Raw genomic sequence first — 17053 nt, forward strand, 5'->3', positions numbered from 1 at the left:
CGGCGAATCGCATAATGAGTCTTGCGCGGAGCTGCCGTGACCGGCTCCGCCGGCGCCATGAAGACCCTGACCCCGGACCATCTCGAAGAGGAACTCGGCAGCCTGATCGACAACGTCGTTCCGACCCGCGGCTATGCCATGACGCCGCTGGTGGGCATCGGCGGCTCGGCCGGCGCCATCCCGGCCCTGCAAACCTTTCTGAGCAGCCTCCCACCCCACTCGGGCATCGCCTACGCGGTCGTCCTGCACCTGGCGGCAGAGCGCGAGAGCATGGTGGCCGAGATCCTGCAGCGCAGCACCTCGATGCCCGTGCTGCAGGTCAACGAGGCATTGAAGGTACAGCCCGACACCGTCTACGTCATTCCGCCCGGCAAGGCCCTCGAATCGGCGGACGGCTATCTGCAGCTGGCCGACCTCGACCGTGCCCCCGGCAAGCGCGTGGCGGTCGACCTGTTCTTCCGCGGGCTCGCCGACACCCATGGCCCGCATGCCGGCGCGGTCGTGCTGTCGGGCGGCGACGGCGACGGCGCCATCGGGATCAAGCGGATCAAGGAACGCGGCGGCCTCACCATCGCGCAAGATCCGGCGGAGGCCGAGCATGCCAGCATGCCCGCAGCGGCGATCGCCACCGGCATGGTGGACTGGATCCTGCCGGTCGCCGAGATCTCGTCCCGCCTGCTCGACTACTACGGCATCGAGAAGCGCCTGCGCCTGCCGCCGGAGGAGGGCCCGCATCCGGCCGTCGCGCCCGGCTCGGCGCAGGCCGACGAGGCGCCGCTGCGCGACGTCCTGGCCTTCCTGCGCGCACGCACCGGCCGCGACTTCGCCTATTACAAGCGCGCCACCATCGTGCGCCGGATCGCGCGCCGCATGCAGGTCAACGGGGTGGACAGCCTGACGGCGTACCTCGACTGCCTGCGCACCCGTTCCGGGGAGTCCGGGGCGCTGCTGCAGGACCTGCTGATCTCGGTCACCAACTTCTTTCGGGATGCCGAGTGCTTCGACGCCCTGAATCGCCACCTTCCGGCGCTGTTCGAGGGCAAGGGACCGAACGACGTCGTGCGCGTCTGGGTGGCCGCCTGCGCGACCGGCGAGGAGGCCTACTCGATCGCGATCCTGCTCCTCGAGTACACGCGCACGCTCGAGGCCCCGCCCACCCTGCAGATCTTCGCCTCGGACCTCGACGAGAGCGCCGTCCAGGCAGGCCGCGACGGCCGCTATCCGATGGCCATCGAGGCCGACCTGTCGCCCGAGCGGCTGCGACGCTACTTCATCAAGTCGCACGATGGCTACCGCGTTCGCCGCGAGGTGCGCGAGATGGTCCTGTTCGCCTCCCACGACCTGCTGCGCGACTCGCCCTTTTCCCGGCTGGACCTGATCAGCTGCCGCAACCTGCTGATCTACCTCGACCCCCTGGCGCAGGCGCGCGTGTTCGAGGTGCTGGGCTTCGCGCTGATGCCGCATGGCCGTCTGTTCCTCGGCGTCTCCGAATCGGTGGAGGACGGCAACCCGCATTTCCGCGTGCTCGACAAGAAGCACCGCATCTACGCCCGCCGCGACGTCCCGATCGCCGGCATCCCATTGCCGGCCGGGCCCAGCAGCCTGGCCCTCGCGATGGACGTGGGGCGCGCCCTGCGCGAAGCGCCGGTCGTGGCCGGGCATGTCTTCCAGCAGGCCGTGCTCGGGTCGAGCCGCGCCGGCCCGGACGGGCGCAACGCGTCCTGGGGCGACGTGCACCTGAAGCTGCTGGAGCACCTCTGCGCGCCGTCCCTGCTGGTCGATCGAAACGACGACATCGTCCATCTGTCGGCCAGCGCGGGCCGGTTCCTGCAGTACGGCGCCGGCGAGCCGACGCGCAACCTGCTGCGGCTCGTTCTTGCCGACCTGCGCATCGAATTGCGCGCGGCGCTGCACCAGGCAACGCGCACCGGCCTGGCGGTCGAGTCTCCACCCACCGCGGTCACGGTCGACGGCAGCGCGCGCCGGATCGCGATCCGGGTGATCCCGGTGCGGGACGGAGGGCTGGACTTCACGCTGGTCATCTTCGATTCCCCGCCCCAGCCGGCCGCCGACGCCGATGCGTCGCCGGCGGTGCGCGTGGATGCCGATCCGCTCGTCCAGCAGCTCGACCACGAACTCGAGCGCATGCGCTCCCACCTTCAGGACACGGTCGAGCAGTACGAGAACTCCACCCAGGAACTCAAGGCCAGCAACGAGGAACTGCAGGCGATCAACGAGGAGCTGCGCTCGGCCACCGAAGAACTGGAGACCAGCCGCGAAGAGCTGCAGTCGATCAACGAGGAGCTGACCACCGTCAACCACGAACTCAAGTGCAAGGTGGACGAACTCGCGCACGCGAACAGCGACATGCAGAACCTCATGAACGCCACCGCGATCGCCACCGTGTTTCTGGACCGCGACTTGCGCATCACGCGTTACACGCCCGCGGCGGTTCGGCTGTTCAACCTGATTCCAGGCGACGTCGGCCGCCCGTTGTCCGATCTCGCCTCGCAGCTGCAATACCCCGCGCTGGGCGATGACGCGGCCCATGTGCTCGACAAGTTGATTCCCATCGAACGCGAGGTCGGGCGCGACGACGGCAGCTGGTTCATGGCCCGCCTGCTTCCCTACCGGACCACCGAGGACCGCATCGCGGGCGTCGTGCTGTCGTTCATCAACATCACCGAGCGCAAGCAGGCCGAGCAGGTGAGCCAGTGGCTGTCGACGGTGGTCGCCTCGTCGGTCGACGCCATCATCAGCTTCTCGCTCGAAGGCCAGATCCTGAGCTGGAACAGCGGCGCGCAGCGCATCTTCGGCTATGCGGCCGAAGAGGTCGTTGGCCGCTCGATCACGATGCTCGCGCCGGATGGCGACCCGCTCGAGCGCCTCGGCATCCTCGAGCGCGTGAAGCACAACCAGAGCGTCGAGAACCTGGAGACCGTGTATGTCGCCAAGGACGGAACCCGGATCGAGCTGTCGCTCACGGTCTCGCCGATCGTCGATCCCCACCGCATCGTCGTCGGCGCCACGGCGACCGCGCGCGACATCGGGGAAGCCAAGCGTGCGCAGGAAGCGCTGCGCCGCAGCGAGGAACACCTGCGGCTGGTGGTCGAGAACGCGCGCGACTACGCCATCTTCTCCACCGACATCCACCGGGTCATCACGAGCTGGAATGCCGGCGCCGAGCGCCTGCTCGGCTACGCCGAGGCCGAGGTCAAGGGACTTCCGGCCGACATCATCTTCACGCCCGAAGACCGGGCCGCCAACGCGCCGATGCAGGAAGCCGAGACGGCCACCTTCAACGAGCGGGCCGCTGACGAGCGATATCACCAGCGCAAGGACGGCACCCGCTTCTGGGGCAGCGGCGTGCTGATGCGCATGCACGACGGCAGCGGGCGCGTGATCGGCTTCGTCAAGATCCTGCGCGACCAGACCGCGGCGCGGGAAGCGCGGGCCGCGCTCGAATCGGCGGACGCGGCCAAGGACCGCTTCATCGCCGTGCTGTCGCACGAACTGCGCAATCCCCTGGCCTCCATGGCGAGCGCCTCCGACCTGCTGACCGGCGACCAGGCGAACGCGGACGAGCGGCGGCGTGCCGCGCAGGTGGTCCAGCGCCAGGTGCGCAGCATGAAGCTGCTCGTCGACGACCTGCTCGATGTCTCGCGCCTGGCGATTGGGCAACTCGAGCTGCGCCGACTCGACGTCACCGTCGCGAACCTCGTCGGCGCGGCCGTCGAGACCGCCCTCCCGCTGATCGAGACCGCGGGACACACGCTCAAGATCGAACTGCCTTCGACGCCGGTCCATGTGCACGTCGATCCCTTGCGCATCGGCCAGGCCCTCGTGAACCTGCTCGCCAACGCGGCGCGCTACACGCCCGCGGGTGGCGCGCTGCTGCTGACCGCGCAGTTCGAGGCCGATTCGGTGCGGATCTCGGTGATCGACAACGGCGTCGGCATGGCGCCGGAAACCATCGCGCGCATCTTCGAGCTCTATGCCCAGGGCCCCGCCGCGGCGGACCGCACCAACGAAGGGCTCGGCATCGGCCTGGCCCTGGTGCGGAGCATCGTGGAACAGCACGGCGGGCGTATCGAGGCCTTCAGCGACGGCCTGGGCCGAGGCAGCCGGTTCAGCGTGACCCTGCCGCTGGCTGCGCCGGTGGCGGAGCCGGCCCAAGCCGCGAAGCCGGAACCGGCGCGCTCGCCAACGCCGCTTCGAATCCTGGTGGCCGACGACAACGTCGATGCCGGCTGGACTCTCGGCCGGCTGCTGCAGTTGGCGGGCCACGAGACCATGGTCGTCTCGAACGGCACGCAGGCGCTCGAGACGGCCGCACGCCTGCATCCGGATGCGGCGATCCTCGACATCGGCATGCCGGACATCAACGGCGTCGACGTGGCACGCGCCCTGCGGGAGCAAGCCTGGGCGGCGCGGATGGCGCTGGTCGCCCTCAGCGGATGGGGCGACGCGGCCACCCGTCACGACGGCGCCCAGGTCTTCGATGCGCACCTCACCAAGCCGGCGAGCACCGCCAAGGTGCTCGAGGCCGTGGTCCGGGCGCGGGAGGCCCGGGCCCGGGCTCAGGAAGACTGATACTCCTTGAGCCGGTTGTACAGCGTCTTCATGCTGATGCCGAGCAGCGCCGCCGTCGGCTCCTTGCGTCGTCGGCAGTGCTCGTAGGTGGCGAGGATCAGTTCGCGCTCGACCTCGGCCAGCGGCGTTCCCACCCTGAAACTGAGCGCCGGCGCGTCGGGATCGCCCGGCGATGCCGCCGCGGCCGCATCGCCGGCGACGGCGCCCGGCCCGTGCTGCCCGGGCGTGAGCCATCGCTCGTCGATCACCTCGCCTTCCGCCATGACCCAGGCGCGTTGCACGGCGTTGCGCAGTTCCCGCACGTTGCCGGGCCAGGGGTGGCCGGACAGGCGCGCGAGCGCGCCCGGCGCGAAGCGCTTGCGCTGGTGCTCCTGGTCCTCGAGTTCGCGCAGGAAGCTGTCCGCCAGCAGCGGCACGTCCTCGAGGCGCTCGCGCAGCGGAGGCAGGTGGATCGGGAAGACGTTGACCCGATAGAACAGGTCCTCGCGCAGCGATCCGTCGGCGACCGCCTGCGCAGCGTCCCGGTTGGTGGCAGCGATGATCCTGACGTCGGTCTGCTGCACCTGGGTCGACCCGACCCGCATGAAGGTGGCGCTTTCGAGAACGCGCAAGAGCTTGACCTGGAGCGCGGGCGGCATCTCGGTGAGCTCGTCGAGGAACAGCGTGCCGCCGCGGGCACGCTCGAAGAAGCCGTGGTGCTGGCGGTCGGCGCCGGTGAAGCTGCCACGCTCGTGGCCGAAGATCTCGCTCTCGATCAGGTTCGGCGACAACGCGCCGCAATTGACCGCGAGGAAGGGCAGTTCCCGGCGCCGGCTCAGGTCGTGCACGGCGCGGGCCACCAACTCCTTGCCAGTGCCGCTCTCTCCGTGGACGAAGACGGTCACGGCGGTGCCCGCGACGCGCGCGACCTGCTGGAACACTCTCTGCATCGACAGCGAGGCGCCGATCAGCGCCCCGAATTGGCCGGTCTCGCGCCACTGCTGATTCATCTGCTCGACCTGCGCCCGCAGCCGGGACGGTCGAATCAAGCGCGCCAGCAGGCCCTTGAGGTGCTCGGGGTTGATCGGCTTGACCAGGTAGTCGGCAGCCCCCAGCTGCAAGGCCCGGATGGAGGTCTCCAGGGTCGCATGGCCGGTCATGAGGACGATCTCGGTGTCTGAGAGCAGTTCGCCGCTCTCGAACATCTCAAGCCCGCTGCCGTCGGGCAGGTGCAGGTCCAGCAGCATGAGGTCCGGCTGCTGGGCCGCGAGCAGGCGACGGGCCGCATCCAGGGAAGGCGCGACCGACACCGTGTGGCGCTCGCGCGCGATCAGGCTGCCCAGCATGCGGGCCGCGTCCTCGTCGTCTTCCACGATCAGCGCGTGTCCCATGGGATCTGCCTCGCGTCCGCCGGGGAGGGTCGCGCCACCGGGCGCAGTTCCAGCGCCAGGTCGTGCAGGTCATCCGCCAGGCCGGTCAGGCGCGCCAGTTGCCGCGAGATCAGGCCCAAGGCTTCGGCCCGCAGGGCGGCGTCGTCGGGCGCGGCCTCGAGCAGGCTGACGGCGCTCATCAAGGTGCCCACGGGGGTGCGCAGGTCATGGTCGAACCGGGCCAGCCGCGCGGCCGCGTCGGCGCGTTGCGCGCGCGACCTCTCTCGCAGCGCCTCGGCGGTTTCGCGCGGGCCGGAGCGGGGTCGCGAAAGAACCATGCCGAGCAACGCGACCGCAACGACCGCGCCAAGAAGGTATCGATGCTTCATGAGGGCGTCCCCTGCCGGGGGACTGCAGAGTGTGCGCCGTCCCGCCCTGCTTGGCGACAGGGAACTGCCCGCCCGCGCCCGGCACCACCGTCGCAGGACTCAATGCGCGCCGTGAGGATCGGGCGGACAGGCCGCCGAATTCCCCACATGCCGCGAATAGAGTTCGTCCACGGTCTTCATCCAGACTTCGACGGCTGTTTGCAATTCGACATCGGCGTCTATTTCGTCCTGCGGCAACGGAATTCCTTCTTCCACGTATTTGTCGCTGAAGGGCAGTCGCCGCATCGGGTATTTCGGGATCCGTACATCGGCCATTCGCAGGACGGCCTCTTTGCGGTAGGTGGTCAGCATGCTTGTCTCCACTGTCATTTGAGAAAATACTAACCCATCAAGAGCGCGGATTTCCAGCACTGAATTGCGATGGACCCGGGCCACGGGGGCTTTACGGCAATTCGTACTGCAGTTTTTTCCGGCGCCTGGCAATCGCTGCCGGACAGCGATCCGAATTCAATTGCCGCTGTCGTTTCATTTGACTGTCGACCGACGACCGACGGCCGACGGGCCCCATGCCGTTCGCGACCTTCAACCCTTCGACCCACTGGATGAGGGCTGACAACGGCCAGTCGAGACGCTATATTTTTCAGCCGGAAGGGAGAGGGCAGGGCTCTTTGTTGGAGGTCATGGCGATGTCGCCCGACGCTGCAGTTCATCGGTTCGAATACGACGGCTGGTTTGTGGTGATTGAGTTGGACGGGTCCACCTCGGACGGCGTGTCCGCGGGGCACGCCGACCTTCAATGGAAGGACGGGCACCGATGCCGGATCGCCCTCGCCGGGAAGTACGCCGATCGCACGAGCGCCATCGCGGCGCTCGCCGAGAGATCGCGCGCCTTCATCGACGACTGGGACATCCGGCGGGCGGAGCGTGCTTCACCCTTCATCGATCAGTAGAGGGTCCTCAGAGCTCCGAGTTGAGGATCCGGCGGCGGAAAGGACGCACCAGCCGGTGCAGCACGCCGACCTGTTCGGCGGTGTCCGCGTAGCCGAGCAACTGGCCTGCCGCGCGCAGCATGAAAGGCGGGTTCCTCGCCTTGCCGCGGGAGATGAGCCGCACGTTGGTGCCCGCCGCCAGCGCCATGCCCGCCTCGATGCAACTGTTGACGTTGTCGTCCGTGATGTCGGCCATGACCAGGAATGCGTTGCAGATCTTCTCCATGATCGCCGCGTGCAGCGAATCGCTCTGAATCTCGTTGCCGATGACGACGGGCATGCCGCCGACCTGCTCGACCAGGCGTCGCATCGCGCCGCCCGCCGCCGCCGCAGGCGAATCGAGGTCCAGCGCCCAGAAGATGTACTGCGGCGCCGATGGGGCCACCCAGTCGTCCCACAGCCCGGCGATCGCGGCGGTGACGGCCTCCGGGCAAGCGGTCGCGTCGGTCTCCATCCGCAGCCAGTGGCTGTCCGGCCCGTCGCCGCGCGACACCCTCGGATCGGCAACGATGACCGAAGGCAGGCCCAGCGAAGCCGCGATGTCCATCTCGCGCAGGAAGTACTTGTAGGGGCCCGAGTCCCGGCGGACCTCGCCCAGGTCCTGCCGGTACGGAACGATGCCCACGAAGGCACCGCAACTCGCGATGATCCGCTCGACCCGGTCACCTCCGCCGAAGCCCTGCTGGTCCTTGGCGTCGCCGACCAGCCGCAGTCCCTGCGCCACCAGTTCCGAGCACACCGCGGCGGCGCTGGACTTGTCGGCAGCCTGCCAGGAACAGCTGACGTATACGTCCCGGGCGCCGGCCGGACTCGGCAGCTTGTTGGAGGGATAGAGCGCGGATATCAGGGCGAGCGCCATCGGCGCATCGAGGTCCGGCCCGGTCGTGTCGATCCAGGTGATGCCCCGCATGAAGTTCTTCACATCGGCGTTCGCGAGGCGAAGCGCGACGACGCGGAATCCCTCGACGTTCGCGCGCTCGTCCATCGCGCAGTTGTATTCGGCGGTGACCCAGCCTTTGTTGAGCGACTCCTCCGAGGCGACCAGCAGGATCCCGCGGCAACGCCCGATGGCGAGTCCCAGGTCCGTCGCCAGCAGGGAACCACCGGGCAGCTGGACCTCGTCGTGCCAGACCTTGAGCCCCGCATGCTCGGTCAGCCATCGGTACAGCTGCCGGACAAAGACCTGGTCCTTGTGGGCGTAACTCAGGAAGACATCGAAATCGCGCTTGTTCAGTGGAAGCGACATGAGCGGCCCCTGGCTGGTCTGCAAGAAGGCATGCTAGGTCCAAATGGCGGGTTCAGCCATTCAGCCCAAGCCGCTCGATCGCCGCGTAGACCGCGCGCACGGTGCTGCGGTCGAGCTCCTTGGCCAGTTCCGAAAGTTCGCCGTAGGGAACCATGAGCTCATCGCCGCGCTCGTCCTTGCGGGACGTCACGCCCTGGGAACGCTTGGTTTCCATCCAGGCGGAATGGACTTCCGCGGCGACGAGTTCGATGTCCGGCAGTTTCATTCCGTGGCCCGCTTCAAGTGCAAGTTTGCCGGACTTGGAGGCAACCGGCAGCGCACCGACGCGGACTGAACGGCTAGCAGTTGTGAAGATGCCCGCCGTGCAGCGCCACATGCCGCACGTAGTTTCGCCACGCTTCCTGGGCTGCCCGGGCGCTGGCTCTCGCCGTTTCGATGGTCTGGTCCGGGGACGCGACATCGTCGTATTTCAGGAACACCCTCAAGGCTTCATCGGCCGCCTGCTTCGCCCGTCTCGCCGCAGCATCCGCCTTCATCGCCGTCGCCCTGAGCTGGGCAGCATCGTCGCCAAGCGCTTCCATATGCACCTCCGTGTACGAAATAGGTTCTCACTACATGTAACGCACTGTACGTGTGTCGCAAAATGTGAGAAGACCACGGAAGAGATAGGCGAGACGGAGTATGCGGGCCGCAACGACGAAGTTACCTGCACCTGCCCAGCACGCTGCGCAATTTCGAGAAAATCAGCAACATCCTCAAGACCTAGGCCCGCCGCCATGACCATCGACTCCGCCATCGTCCAGGCATTCACTCCGAAGGGCGTTCTGCGCGCCTCGATCAACCTGGGAAATCCGATCCTCGCGAACGCGGACAAGACGACCGGAGCGCCTGGCGGCGTCTCGATCGATCTGGCCCGCGCTTTTGCCGAGCGACTGGGGGTCGGGCTCGAACTGGTGGTGTTCGACGCTGCCGGCAAATCGGTCGAAGCCGTTGCCAATGAGCAAGCGGACATCGGCTTCTTCGCGATCGATCCGGTGCGGGGCGCCCAGATCGCGTTCACCGAGGCCTATGTGCTGATCGAAGGCAGCTATCTCGTTCGCGAGAGTTCGCCATTGCGGCAGAACGAGGAAGTCGATCGCGAAGGACTGCGGGTGACGGTGGGCAAGGGCAGTGCCTATGACCTTTTCCTGACGCGTGAACTCAAGAACGCCAGCATCGTGCGGGCGCCGACTTCGCCCACCGTCGTGCAGACATTCCTGGAACAGAACCTGGATGTGGCGGCCGGCGTCAAGCAGCAACTGGAAGCGGACAGCCGCGCGCAGAAGGGCTTGCGGCTGTTGCCGGGCCGCTTCATGGTGATCCGGCAGGCGATGGGAACGCCCAAGAGCCGAGGCGCAGCGGCGGCTCGGGAACTGAGTCGCTTCGTGGAGGAGATGAAGGCCTCGGGCTTCGTGGCCGATGCGCTGCGCCGGCATCACATCGAAGGCGCATCGGTGGCGTCGGTCACCCGGTGAAGTGGCCTCGCGCTGACTCGGGAGCTCGACACCTCCCATGACTGCCGACCTCCATTTCCTTGTCCATCTGGTTTTCATCAGCGCCGTTGCGCTGTTCCCGGTGGTCAATCCGGTCGGCACCGCCTTCGTGGTCATGCCCTATCTGTCCAGCCTCGACGACGCGGGCAAGCGACGCGCCGTGCGCCTCATCACGCTCTATGCGTTCTGCGTGTGCACGATCACACTCCTGGTCGGGCACTGGATCCTCAGCCTCTTCGGGCTGTCCATCCCGGTGGTGCAACTGGCGGGCGGAATCATCATCTGCCGTTCCGGATGGGAGCTGCTGGGCTCGGGGATTGCGCGGCGCGATGCAAGCGGCGGCGACGTGGCGCCCGTCCAGCAGCGGGACATCGAGGACCAGCTGTTCTTTCCGCTGACTTTTCCGCTCACGACGGGCGCGGGAACCATCTCGGTGCTGCTCACCTTGAGTGCTCATGGCGCGAACGCCGATCTCGGGCGGCAATTGCTGAACATGGGTGCGATCGAGGCCGCGGTCGTCCTCATGTGCGCGCTGGTCTATGTCTTCTACCTGAACACGCAGCGCATTCAGCGCTACCTCGGCGCTCGGGGCGAAGTGATCTTCAATCGCCTGATCGCTTTTTTCATTTTCTGTGTCGGCCTTCAGATCGCCTCGTCGGGCGTGAAGGCGCTGTTCAAGTGAGCGGCTGCGCGAGTTCGGAGAGATGTCGCATTGCTTGCGATACGCGGCCAGTTCGGTGCTTCGGAAGTCACCCACCGGGATCCGCCTTTCCGTCAGGTTGCGAAGTGGTGCACGCCGCCCCAAATCACAAACAAGAGCAGGAGCAAGCCCACTGCGTAGGCCCAGAGCGTCGCCCTCAGCGACAGCCGCTGTTGGCGGATGCCCACATAGGAGATCAGGAGGGGAATCGGGTAGTACAGCAGTACCGATGTCACGAGGCCCGGCGAATAGTGACCCGAGGCCGCCGTGTAGTAGAGGTGACAGAAGAAGTCCCAGAACGTGTTTCCGCTGGCCCAGCAGGTCAGCCAGAAGGCCGAGCGCGGCGAGGGACGCAGCGTCGCCCATGTGCACAGGCCCACCAGGATCAGCATGAAGAAGGCGTTGTTGGCCAGGAAGATCGGCGCTGGCATCACGAAGCCACCCATCGTGTTGGCGACGTAGTGAGAAAAGTCGCCGATGAACTCCTCGACGATGTGCGGCGCGAAGGTAATGGGCCACAGCCAGATCAGCATTTCGAACGTGATGCCGGTGGTGCTGCGTTGCAGCTTGATGCTTGCGGTCATGATGGTGAGGATCAGGAAGGTCTGTTGAGCCGCCGGCGGTTTCCCCAACCTGGCGGAACGGCACGTGGGAATGACGGAATCGGGCTAGCGCCTGGCTGGCGACCTGGCAGGTTCGATCAGCAACTGGAACGCTGCATCCAGCGCGACCTTGACGCGCGCCTTGTTGTTGCGCCGACCAGTCGCCAGGTCGACGACGGCCAGGCCCACGAGTAGCGAGTGCACGAGGTCCAGTCGCGCGGGGGATGTCTCGATTCCGAGCTTCGTCATCAACTCGCCGAGCCGTTGCATGAGGCCGTCGGCCAGCTCGTTGAAGAGTGTGCGGACGGCCGGCTCCTGGTCCGCTGCCTGCGCCAGACTGACCAGGACGCGCGTGGTCTCGTGGCGCGTCACCAGTGCGCCAAGCGTAGCGATGGCCTTTTCCGTTCCGCCAACGCCGGTGGTCGTCCGTACCAGCGCGTCTGCCGCCGCCAACTGGCCGTCGACCGCGGCGCGAGCCACCGCGCACAGCAGGTCGCTGCGGGTCGGGAAGTAGTAGGTGAGATTGCCTTGGCGCAAGCCGACCCGGGCGGCTACCTTGGGCTGGGTAAACCCGGCCAGTCCTTCCTCCCGGAGGATCTGCAGGCCGGCATCGATCAGCGCTTGTCGACGGTCTTCCATTTCAATGATCTCGTATTGTGTAGGTTGACATACTAAGCAAGGGCGCGCGGTTCGTCAACCCAGGCCGGGATCAGCGCGGGTTCATCGCGGCCGAAATCCGCGCCAGCAAAGGCTCTTGGAGCAAACCGCATCTTTCTGCACGGAAAGGACGATTGCCCCAAACTCCACTCGATGGAGGAGATTTCCATGAACAGGCCACTCATTGCCTTGATGTCCGTGCTCTTCCTGGCCGTTGGCGCCCACGCGCAGGACCCTGCCGGCGCCTCGCCACAGGAACAGGTGATCACCAACAGCAAATCACAGGGCGCGAAGTGGTCGCTCGCATCTTGGTCGCGGGCCATCTCCGCGCTCGACCTTCGACGCCCCTATGCTTGACGCGCTCCGTCATTCGCTGATCGGCATTGCGATCGTCACGTTGCTCGAAATCGTGGTGATCGTTCGCATCCTCCTGCGGCCGAATCGTGATCCAGCGTCACGCATCGCGTGGATGGCGGTGGTCGGCGCACTGCCGTTCTTCGGAATGCTCGCCTACCTGCTGGTCGGAGAGGCCAACATTGGCGCAGCGCGCACAAAGCGGCTGGACGCGGTGTTCGTGCGCATCGCGCAGACCACGAGCGCGGCCGAAACCGGCAACGGACTCGCGTCGGTGCCTCCGCTCTGGCGCCACCTGTTCGAACTGGGTCGCTCGATCAGCGGTTTCAGTCCGATCGAGGGCAACCGAGCGCAGCTGATGGCAGACTCGAACGCGACCATCGACGCCATGGTGGCCGACATCGACGCTGCCCGCGACCATGTCCATCTGCTGTTCTATATCTGGCTGCCTGACAACAACGGCCGCAAGGTGGTTGAGGCCGTGAAGCGCGCCGCGGCGCGCGGCGTGACGTGCAGGGCGATGGTGGACGACCTCGGCTCGCGCAGCCTGGTGCGCTCCGACCACTGGTCAGAAATGCGCGCGGCCGGGGTCCGGGTGGCGACCGGACTGCCGATCGGACATCTGCTGCTGCGGCCCTTTCACGGCCGCATCGATCTGCGCAACCACCGCAAGATCGTGGTGATCGACGACCGCATCACTTACTGCGGCAGCCAGAACTGCGCCGATCCCGAGTTCCTGGTCAAAGCGAAGTTCGCACCTTGGGTGGACGCCGTCGTGCGCTTCGAAGGGCCGGTCGCACGGCAGAACCAGATCCTCTTCGCCAGCGACTGGATGACCTACGTCAATGACGACCAGGATGCGCTGCTTGCCCTGCTGGCCCGTCCGTTGCCGGAGGCCCTGCCTGATGGGGTGACGGCTCAGGTGGTGGGCACCGGTCCTACGGTGCGCTTCTCGGCCATGCCCGAGATGTTCGAGGCGCTGCTGTTCGCCGCGCGGCGCGATGTCGTCATCACCACGCCTTACTTCGTTCCCAACGACGCGCTGCTCAGCGCGCTGTGCACCACCGCCTACCGCGGCATCGACATCACGCTGGTGCTGCCGGCGCGCAACGATTCATGGATCGTCGGTGCGGCGAGCCGAAGCTACTACGCAGGGCTGCTGGCGGCGGGGGTGAAGATTCTCGAGTACGAAGGTGGCCTGCTGCACACCAAGTCGTTCACGCTGGACGGCGAAGTCAGCCTGATCGGCTCTGCCAACATGGATCGGCGCAGTTTCGATCTGAACTACGAGAACAACGTCCTGATTCACGATCCGGGGCTCACGGCGGCCATCCGCAATCGCCAGCAGCAGTACATCGCCCGCACGCATCCGGTCACGCGCGAGATGGTGGCGGGCTGGTCAATGCCGCAGCGACTGCGGAACAACCTCATCGCTACGCTCGGGCCGGTGCTTTGATGTCGGAACACTGACCTCCTGCGTGCGCGCCGCCTCCTGACGCCTTATGCGTTTTCCGATGAAAGTTGCGCTCATTTCTTCGTTCCCAAACGACATCGGGCCATCGAAGAATCGCAGTCTTTCGTTGCCCTGGAGCGCACCGCATGTTGCACCGTCAATCCTTTCTTCGCCTCGCAGCCGCGTTTCTGCTGGCACCCATCGTCGCCTCGGCGGCACCGGCTGCCGGCGAATCCGTGTGGTTCGGCGTCAGTGGCCCCTTGACCGGACAGAACGCGCAGTACGGCGCGCAGTGGAAGGCCGGCTTCGATCTTGCGCTGGAGCACATCAATGCCAACGGGGGCATCAATGGCCGGCCCCTGGCCTACGTATTCGAGGACAGCCAGAGCGATCCTCGGCAGGCCGTTGGCCTGGCGCAAAAATTCGTGAACGACAAGCGCATTCAGATTGAACTGGGCGACTTCTCCAGCCCGGCATCGATGGCTGCGTCGCCGATCTACCAGCGTGCAGGCCTCGTGCAGTTGGGCTTCACCAACTCGCACCCTGATTTCACGAAGGGCGGCGACTACGTCTGGAGTCCGTCCATCAGTCAGGCCGATGCGCAGCCGCTGCTGGCCGATCTTGCAGTCAAGACATTGGGATTCAAGCGCGTCGCGGTGCTGTTTCTCAACACCGATTGGGGCCGCACCAGCCGCGACGTCTTCGTGAAGGCTGCAGAAGCACGCGGCGCGGAAGTCGTCATCGCGGAAGGCTATCAGCCGGACGAGAAGGATTTCCGCTCGACGCTGGTGCGCGTTCGCGATGCCAACCCGGACGGCCTGGTGCTGATTTCATACTACCCCGACGGCGCACTCATCGCTGGACAGGTTCGCAACGTGGGCCTGAAGCAACCCATTGCAGCGAGTGGCTCGGTCTATTCGCCCAAGTTCATCGAACTCGGCGGCGCTGCCGTGAACGGTATCTACACCAACACGGCGTTCTTTCCGGAAGAGCCGCGCGCCGAGGTGCAGGACTTCGTCAAGCGCTTCCGCGCGAAGTACGGCAAGGAGCCGGATGCCTTCAACGCCTATGCCTACGACGCCGTCGTCATTGCGGCGGCGGCCTTGCGTGAAGCGGGCCCGAACGGCGACCGCAAGGCAGTACGCGATGCCTTCTACAAGATCAAGGACGTGCCGAGCGTGGTCTTCGGCAAAGCCAACTTCGATCCGCAGACGCGCCGCGTGATCGGCGTGAAAAGCGTCGACCTCGTCGTGAAGGACGGCAAGTGGGCGCTCGGCGACGCGAAGAGCAGGGCGACCGTCGCCTCTGTCCGTTGAGAGCGCGGAGCCTGCGGTCCTGATGCATTCCTCGTTCACTTCGTTCTTCGACTACACGGTCAACGGTCTGATCATCGGCAACATCTATGCGCTGCTGGCGGTCGGGCTGGCGCTGATCTTCGGCGTCTCGCACCTCATCAACTTCGCGCACGGGTCCGTCTACACGCTCGGCGCCTACATCGGCTGGGCCTCGATCACCTTCCTGCACACGCCGCTGCCGCTCACGATCGTGATGGTGGTGCTGGGCTCGGGCGCGCTCGGCATGCTGATCGAGCGCGTCGGCCTGCGCCCGCTGCAGGGTGCCGCGCGCATCGCACCGCTGCTTGCGACCATCGGCATCAGCTTCGTGCTCGACATCCTGGTGCAGCTCATCGCGAGCCCGGACCCGCGCTCGCTGCCGACGCAGTTGCCCGACTGGCGTCTGCAGATCGGCACCGGCACCGTCGGCGCGCTGGACCTCCTGATTGCCGGCATCGGCCTGGGCAGCGCGGCGCTTCTGTTCGGGTTCCTTCGCTTCACCAGGCTGGGTTGGGCGGTGCGCGCCACCGCGCAGGACCGGGACGCCGCCCAGCAAATGGGCGTGGATGTGAACCGCGTGAACCAGAGCGTGTTCGCCATCGCATCGGCGCTGGGTGGCCTGTCGGGCCTGCTGGTGGGCATGTACTACAACAACATCAGCCCTGCCATGAGCTTCCAGGCCACGCTGAAGGGCGTGGTGGCGACGGTGGTCGGCGGTGTAGGGAACGTGCCGGGCGCCATCGTCGGCAGCATGCTGCTGGGCCTGACGGAGAGCTACGGCGTTGCCCTGTTCGGAACCCCGTACCGCAATCTCTTCGCCTTTGTCCTGCTGCTGCTGATCCTGGTGTGGAAGCCCAACGGGCTGTTCGGCCGCAAGCGCGCGTGGCCGCCGGAGCCGCTCACCGGGACTTTCATCGCCCCGAGCAAGCCCTGGCGCGTGCCGACCTGGCTCCTGGCGGCACTCTTCGTGGCGGCCGCAGTGCTGCCGCTCTTCGATCCGTCGCCTTACCTGCTGCAGACCCTGACCAACTCCTGGCTCTACGCGGCATTGGCACTGAGCCTCACCCTGGTGGCCGGCACGATCGGCCAGATTTCCCTGGGGCACGCCGGCTTGCTCGCCATCGGCGCGTATGCGTCTTCGCTGCTCGTGCTCGATCTGCACCTGCCGGTGGGAACCAGCATCGTTCTTGCGGGGCTCATGACCGCGGCGATCGGCACCGCGCTGATCTTTCCGGCATTCCGCCTGCGCGGGCACTATGTGTCGATCGCGACGCTGGGCATCGGCGAGATCGTGGCGCTCACCATCCTGAACTGGGAAAGCCTGACGCGCGGCCCCATCGGCGTCTCGGGCATTCCGCCGCTTTCGCTGTTCGGGCGGGACGCCTCGTCGAACAGTGCCTTCTACTGGGCCGCATTGGGCGCCATGGTGCTGCTTGCGCTGCTGCAGTGGCGGCTGCTGCGTTCGCATCTGGGGCGTACGTTCCGGGCGGTGCGCGAGGACGAAGTGGCGGCGCGCGCCTACGGCGTCAGCCCCGACCGCTACAAGGCGCTGGCCTTCGGCTTCGGCGGCTTCGCGGCCGGCATCAGTGGCGCCTTCACGGCGCACCTCTACTCCTACATCAACCACGAGACCTTCACGTCGCAGATCTCCATCCTCGCGTTGACGATGGTGATCCTCGGCGGCCTCGGCAACATCAGCGGCGCCTTGCTCGGTGCCGTGGCACTGGTCAGCCTGCCCGAGCTGTTCCGCATCACGGCCGAGTACCGCATGCTGATCTACGGCATCGCACTGCTGCTCCTCATCCGCTTCCGCCCGCAGGGATTGCTGGGCACCGTCTGAATCCATCACACAGGA

General features: G+C 66.5%; 15 protein-coding genes. 8 read left to right on the top strand and 7 right to left on the bottom strand.

Annotated elements, in window-relative coordinates:
* The first annotated feature begins 36 nt into the window (after nt 1–36).
* Complete coding sequence (locus tag QTI68_RS28605) at nt 37–4593, top strand: PAS domain S-box protein (protein WP_286526535.1); 4557 nt, start codon at nt 37–39, stop codon at nt 4591–4593.
* Here the strand turns inward: QTI68_RS28605 and QTI68_RS28610 are convergent.
* The 3 genes from QTI68_RS28610 to QTI68_RS28620 form a co-directional block, all read right to left on the bottom strand.
* Complete coding sequence (locus QTI68_RS28610; RefSeq protein ID WP_286526536.1) at nt 4581–5963, bottom strand: sigma-54-dependent transcriptional regulator; 1383 nt, start codon at nt 5961–5963, stop codon at nt 4581–4583. The two genes, QTI68_RS28605 and QTI68_RS28610, sit on opposite strands and share 13 nt — an antisense overlap.
* The gene (locus QTI68_RS28615) at nt 5948–6331 is read right to left on the bottom strand and encodes a histidine kinase dimerization/phospho-acceptor domain-containing protein (protein ID WP_286526537.1); all 384 of its coding nucleotides are present in this window, start codon (nt 6329–6331) and stop codon (nt 5948–5950) included. Before QTI68_RS28615 ends, QTI68_RS28610 begins: the two co-directional genes overlap by 16 nt.
* Nucleotides 6332–6430: 99 nt before the next feature.
* Nucleotides 6431–6682, bottom strand: a complete 252-nt coding sequence (locus QTI68_RS28620) for a hypothetical protein (RefSeq protein WP_286526538.1) — start codon at nt 6680–6682, stop codon at nt 6431–6433.
* 215 nt (nt 6683–6897) lie between these two features.
* Between QTI68_RS28620 and QTI68_RS28625 the strand changes: the two genes are divergently transcribed.
* The gene (locus QTI68_RS28625) at nt 6898–7281 is read left to right on the top strand and encodes a hypothetical protein (protein ID WP_286526539.1); all 384 of its coding nucleotides are present in this window, start codon (nt 6898–6900) and stop codon (nt 7279–7281) included.
* A gap of 7 nt (nt 7282–7288) precedes the next feature.
* Here QTI68_RS28625 and QTI68_RS28630 read toward each other — a convergent pair whose 3' ends face one another.
* The gene (locus QTI68_RS28630; RefSeq protein ID WP_286526540.1) at nt 7289–8566 is read right to left on the bottom strand and encodes a toll/interleukin-1 receptor domain-containing protein; all 1278 of its coding nucleotides are present in this window, start codon (nt 8564–8566) and stop codon (nt 7289–7291) included.
* Between the two features lie 52 nt (nt 8567–8618).
* On the bottom strand, nt 8619–8831 hold the full coding sequence (locus tag QTI68_RS28635; RefSeq protein WP_286526541.1) for a RyR domain-containing protein: 213 nt from the start codon (nt 8829–8831) through the stop codon (nt 8619–8621).
* A 511-nt stretch (nt 8832–9342) separates the two neighbouring features.
* On the opposite strand from QTI68_RS28635, the gene QTI68_RS28640 reads away from it, so the two are divergent.
* Both QTI68_RS28640 and QTI68_RS28645 read left to right on the top strand, forming a co-directional pair.
* Nucleotides 9343–10080 carry an ABC transporter substrate-binding protein gene (locus QTI68_RS28640; protein WP_286526703.1) on the top strand — a complete coding sequence of 246 codons (738 nt, stop codon included), beginning with the start codon at nt 9343–9345 and terminating at the stop codon, nt 10078–10080.
* A 37-nt stretch (nt 10081–10117) separates the two neighbouring features.
* Complete coding sequence (locus QTI68_RS28645; RefSeq protein ID WP_286526542.1) at nt 10118–10780, top strand: MarC family protein; 663 nt, start codon at nt 10118–10120, stop codon at nt 10778–10780.
* A gap of 92 nt (nt 10781–10872) precedes the next feature.
* Here the strand turns inward: QTI68_RS28645 and QTI68_RS28650 are convergent, their stop codons facing one another.
* Entirely contained in the window at nt 10873–11382 is a 510-nt protein-coding gene (locus QTI68_RS28650; protein ID WP_286526544.1) for an HXXEE domain-containing protein, read from the bottom strand.
* Between the two features lie 84 nt (nt 11383–11466).
* Nucleotides 11467–12039, bottom strand: a complete 573-nt coding sequence (locus QTI68_RS28655; RefSeq protein ID WP_286526545.1) for a TetR/AcrR family transcriptional regulator — start codon at nt 12037–12039, stop codon at nt 11467–11469.
* A 186-nt stretch (nt 12040–12225) separates the two neighbouring features.
* On the opposite strand from QTI68_RS28655, the gene QTI68_RS28660 reads away from it, so the two are divergent.
* The 4 genes from QTI68_RS28660 (at nt 12226) to QTI68_RS28675 (ending at nt 17038) form a co-directional block, all read left to right on the top strand.
* The gene (locus tag QTI68_RS28660) at nt 12226–12414 is read left to right on the top strand and encodes a hypothetical protein (protein ID WP_286526546.1); all 189 of its coding nucleotides are present in this window, start codon (nt 12226–12228) and stop codon (nt 12412–12414) included.
* On the top strand, nt 12407–13867 hold the full coding sequence (gene cls / locus QTI68_RS28665; RefSeq protein WP_286526547.1) for a cardiolipin synthase: 1461 nt from the start codon (nt 12407–12409) through the stop codon (nt 13865–13867). Before QTI68_RS28660 ends, cls begins: the two co-directional genes overlap by 8 nt.
* Nucleotides 13868–14010: 143 nt before the next feature.
* Nucleotides 14011–15180 (top strand): ABC transporter substrate-binding protein, encoded by a 1170-nt coding sequence (locus tag QTI68_RS28670; RefSeq protein ID WP_286526704.1) that lies wholly within the window; start codon nt 14011–14013, stop codon nt 15178–15180.
* A 22-nt stretch (nt 15181–15202) separates the two neighbouring features.
* On the top strand, nt 15203–17038 hold the full coding sequence (locus QTI68_RS28675; protein ID WP_286526549.1) for an ABC transporter permease: 1836 nt from the start codon (nt 15203–15205) through the stop codon (nt 17036–17038).
* Nucleotides 17039–17053 lie beyond the last annotated feature (15 nt).

It is taken from the genome of Variovorax sp. J31P207 (assembly GCF_030316965.1).
In the GTDB taxonomy this organism is placed as follows: Bacteria; Pseudomonadota; Gammaproteobacteria; order Burkholderiales; family Burkholderiaceae_C; genus Variovorax; species Variovorax ginsengisoli_B.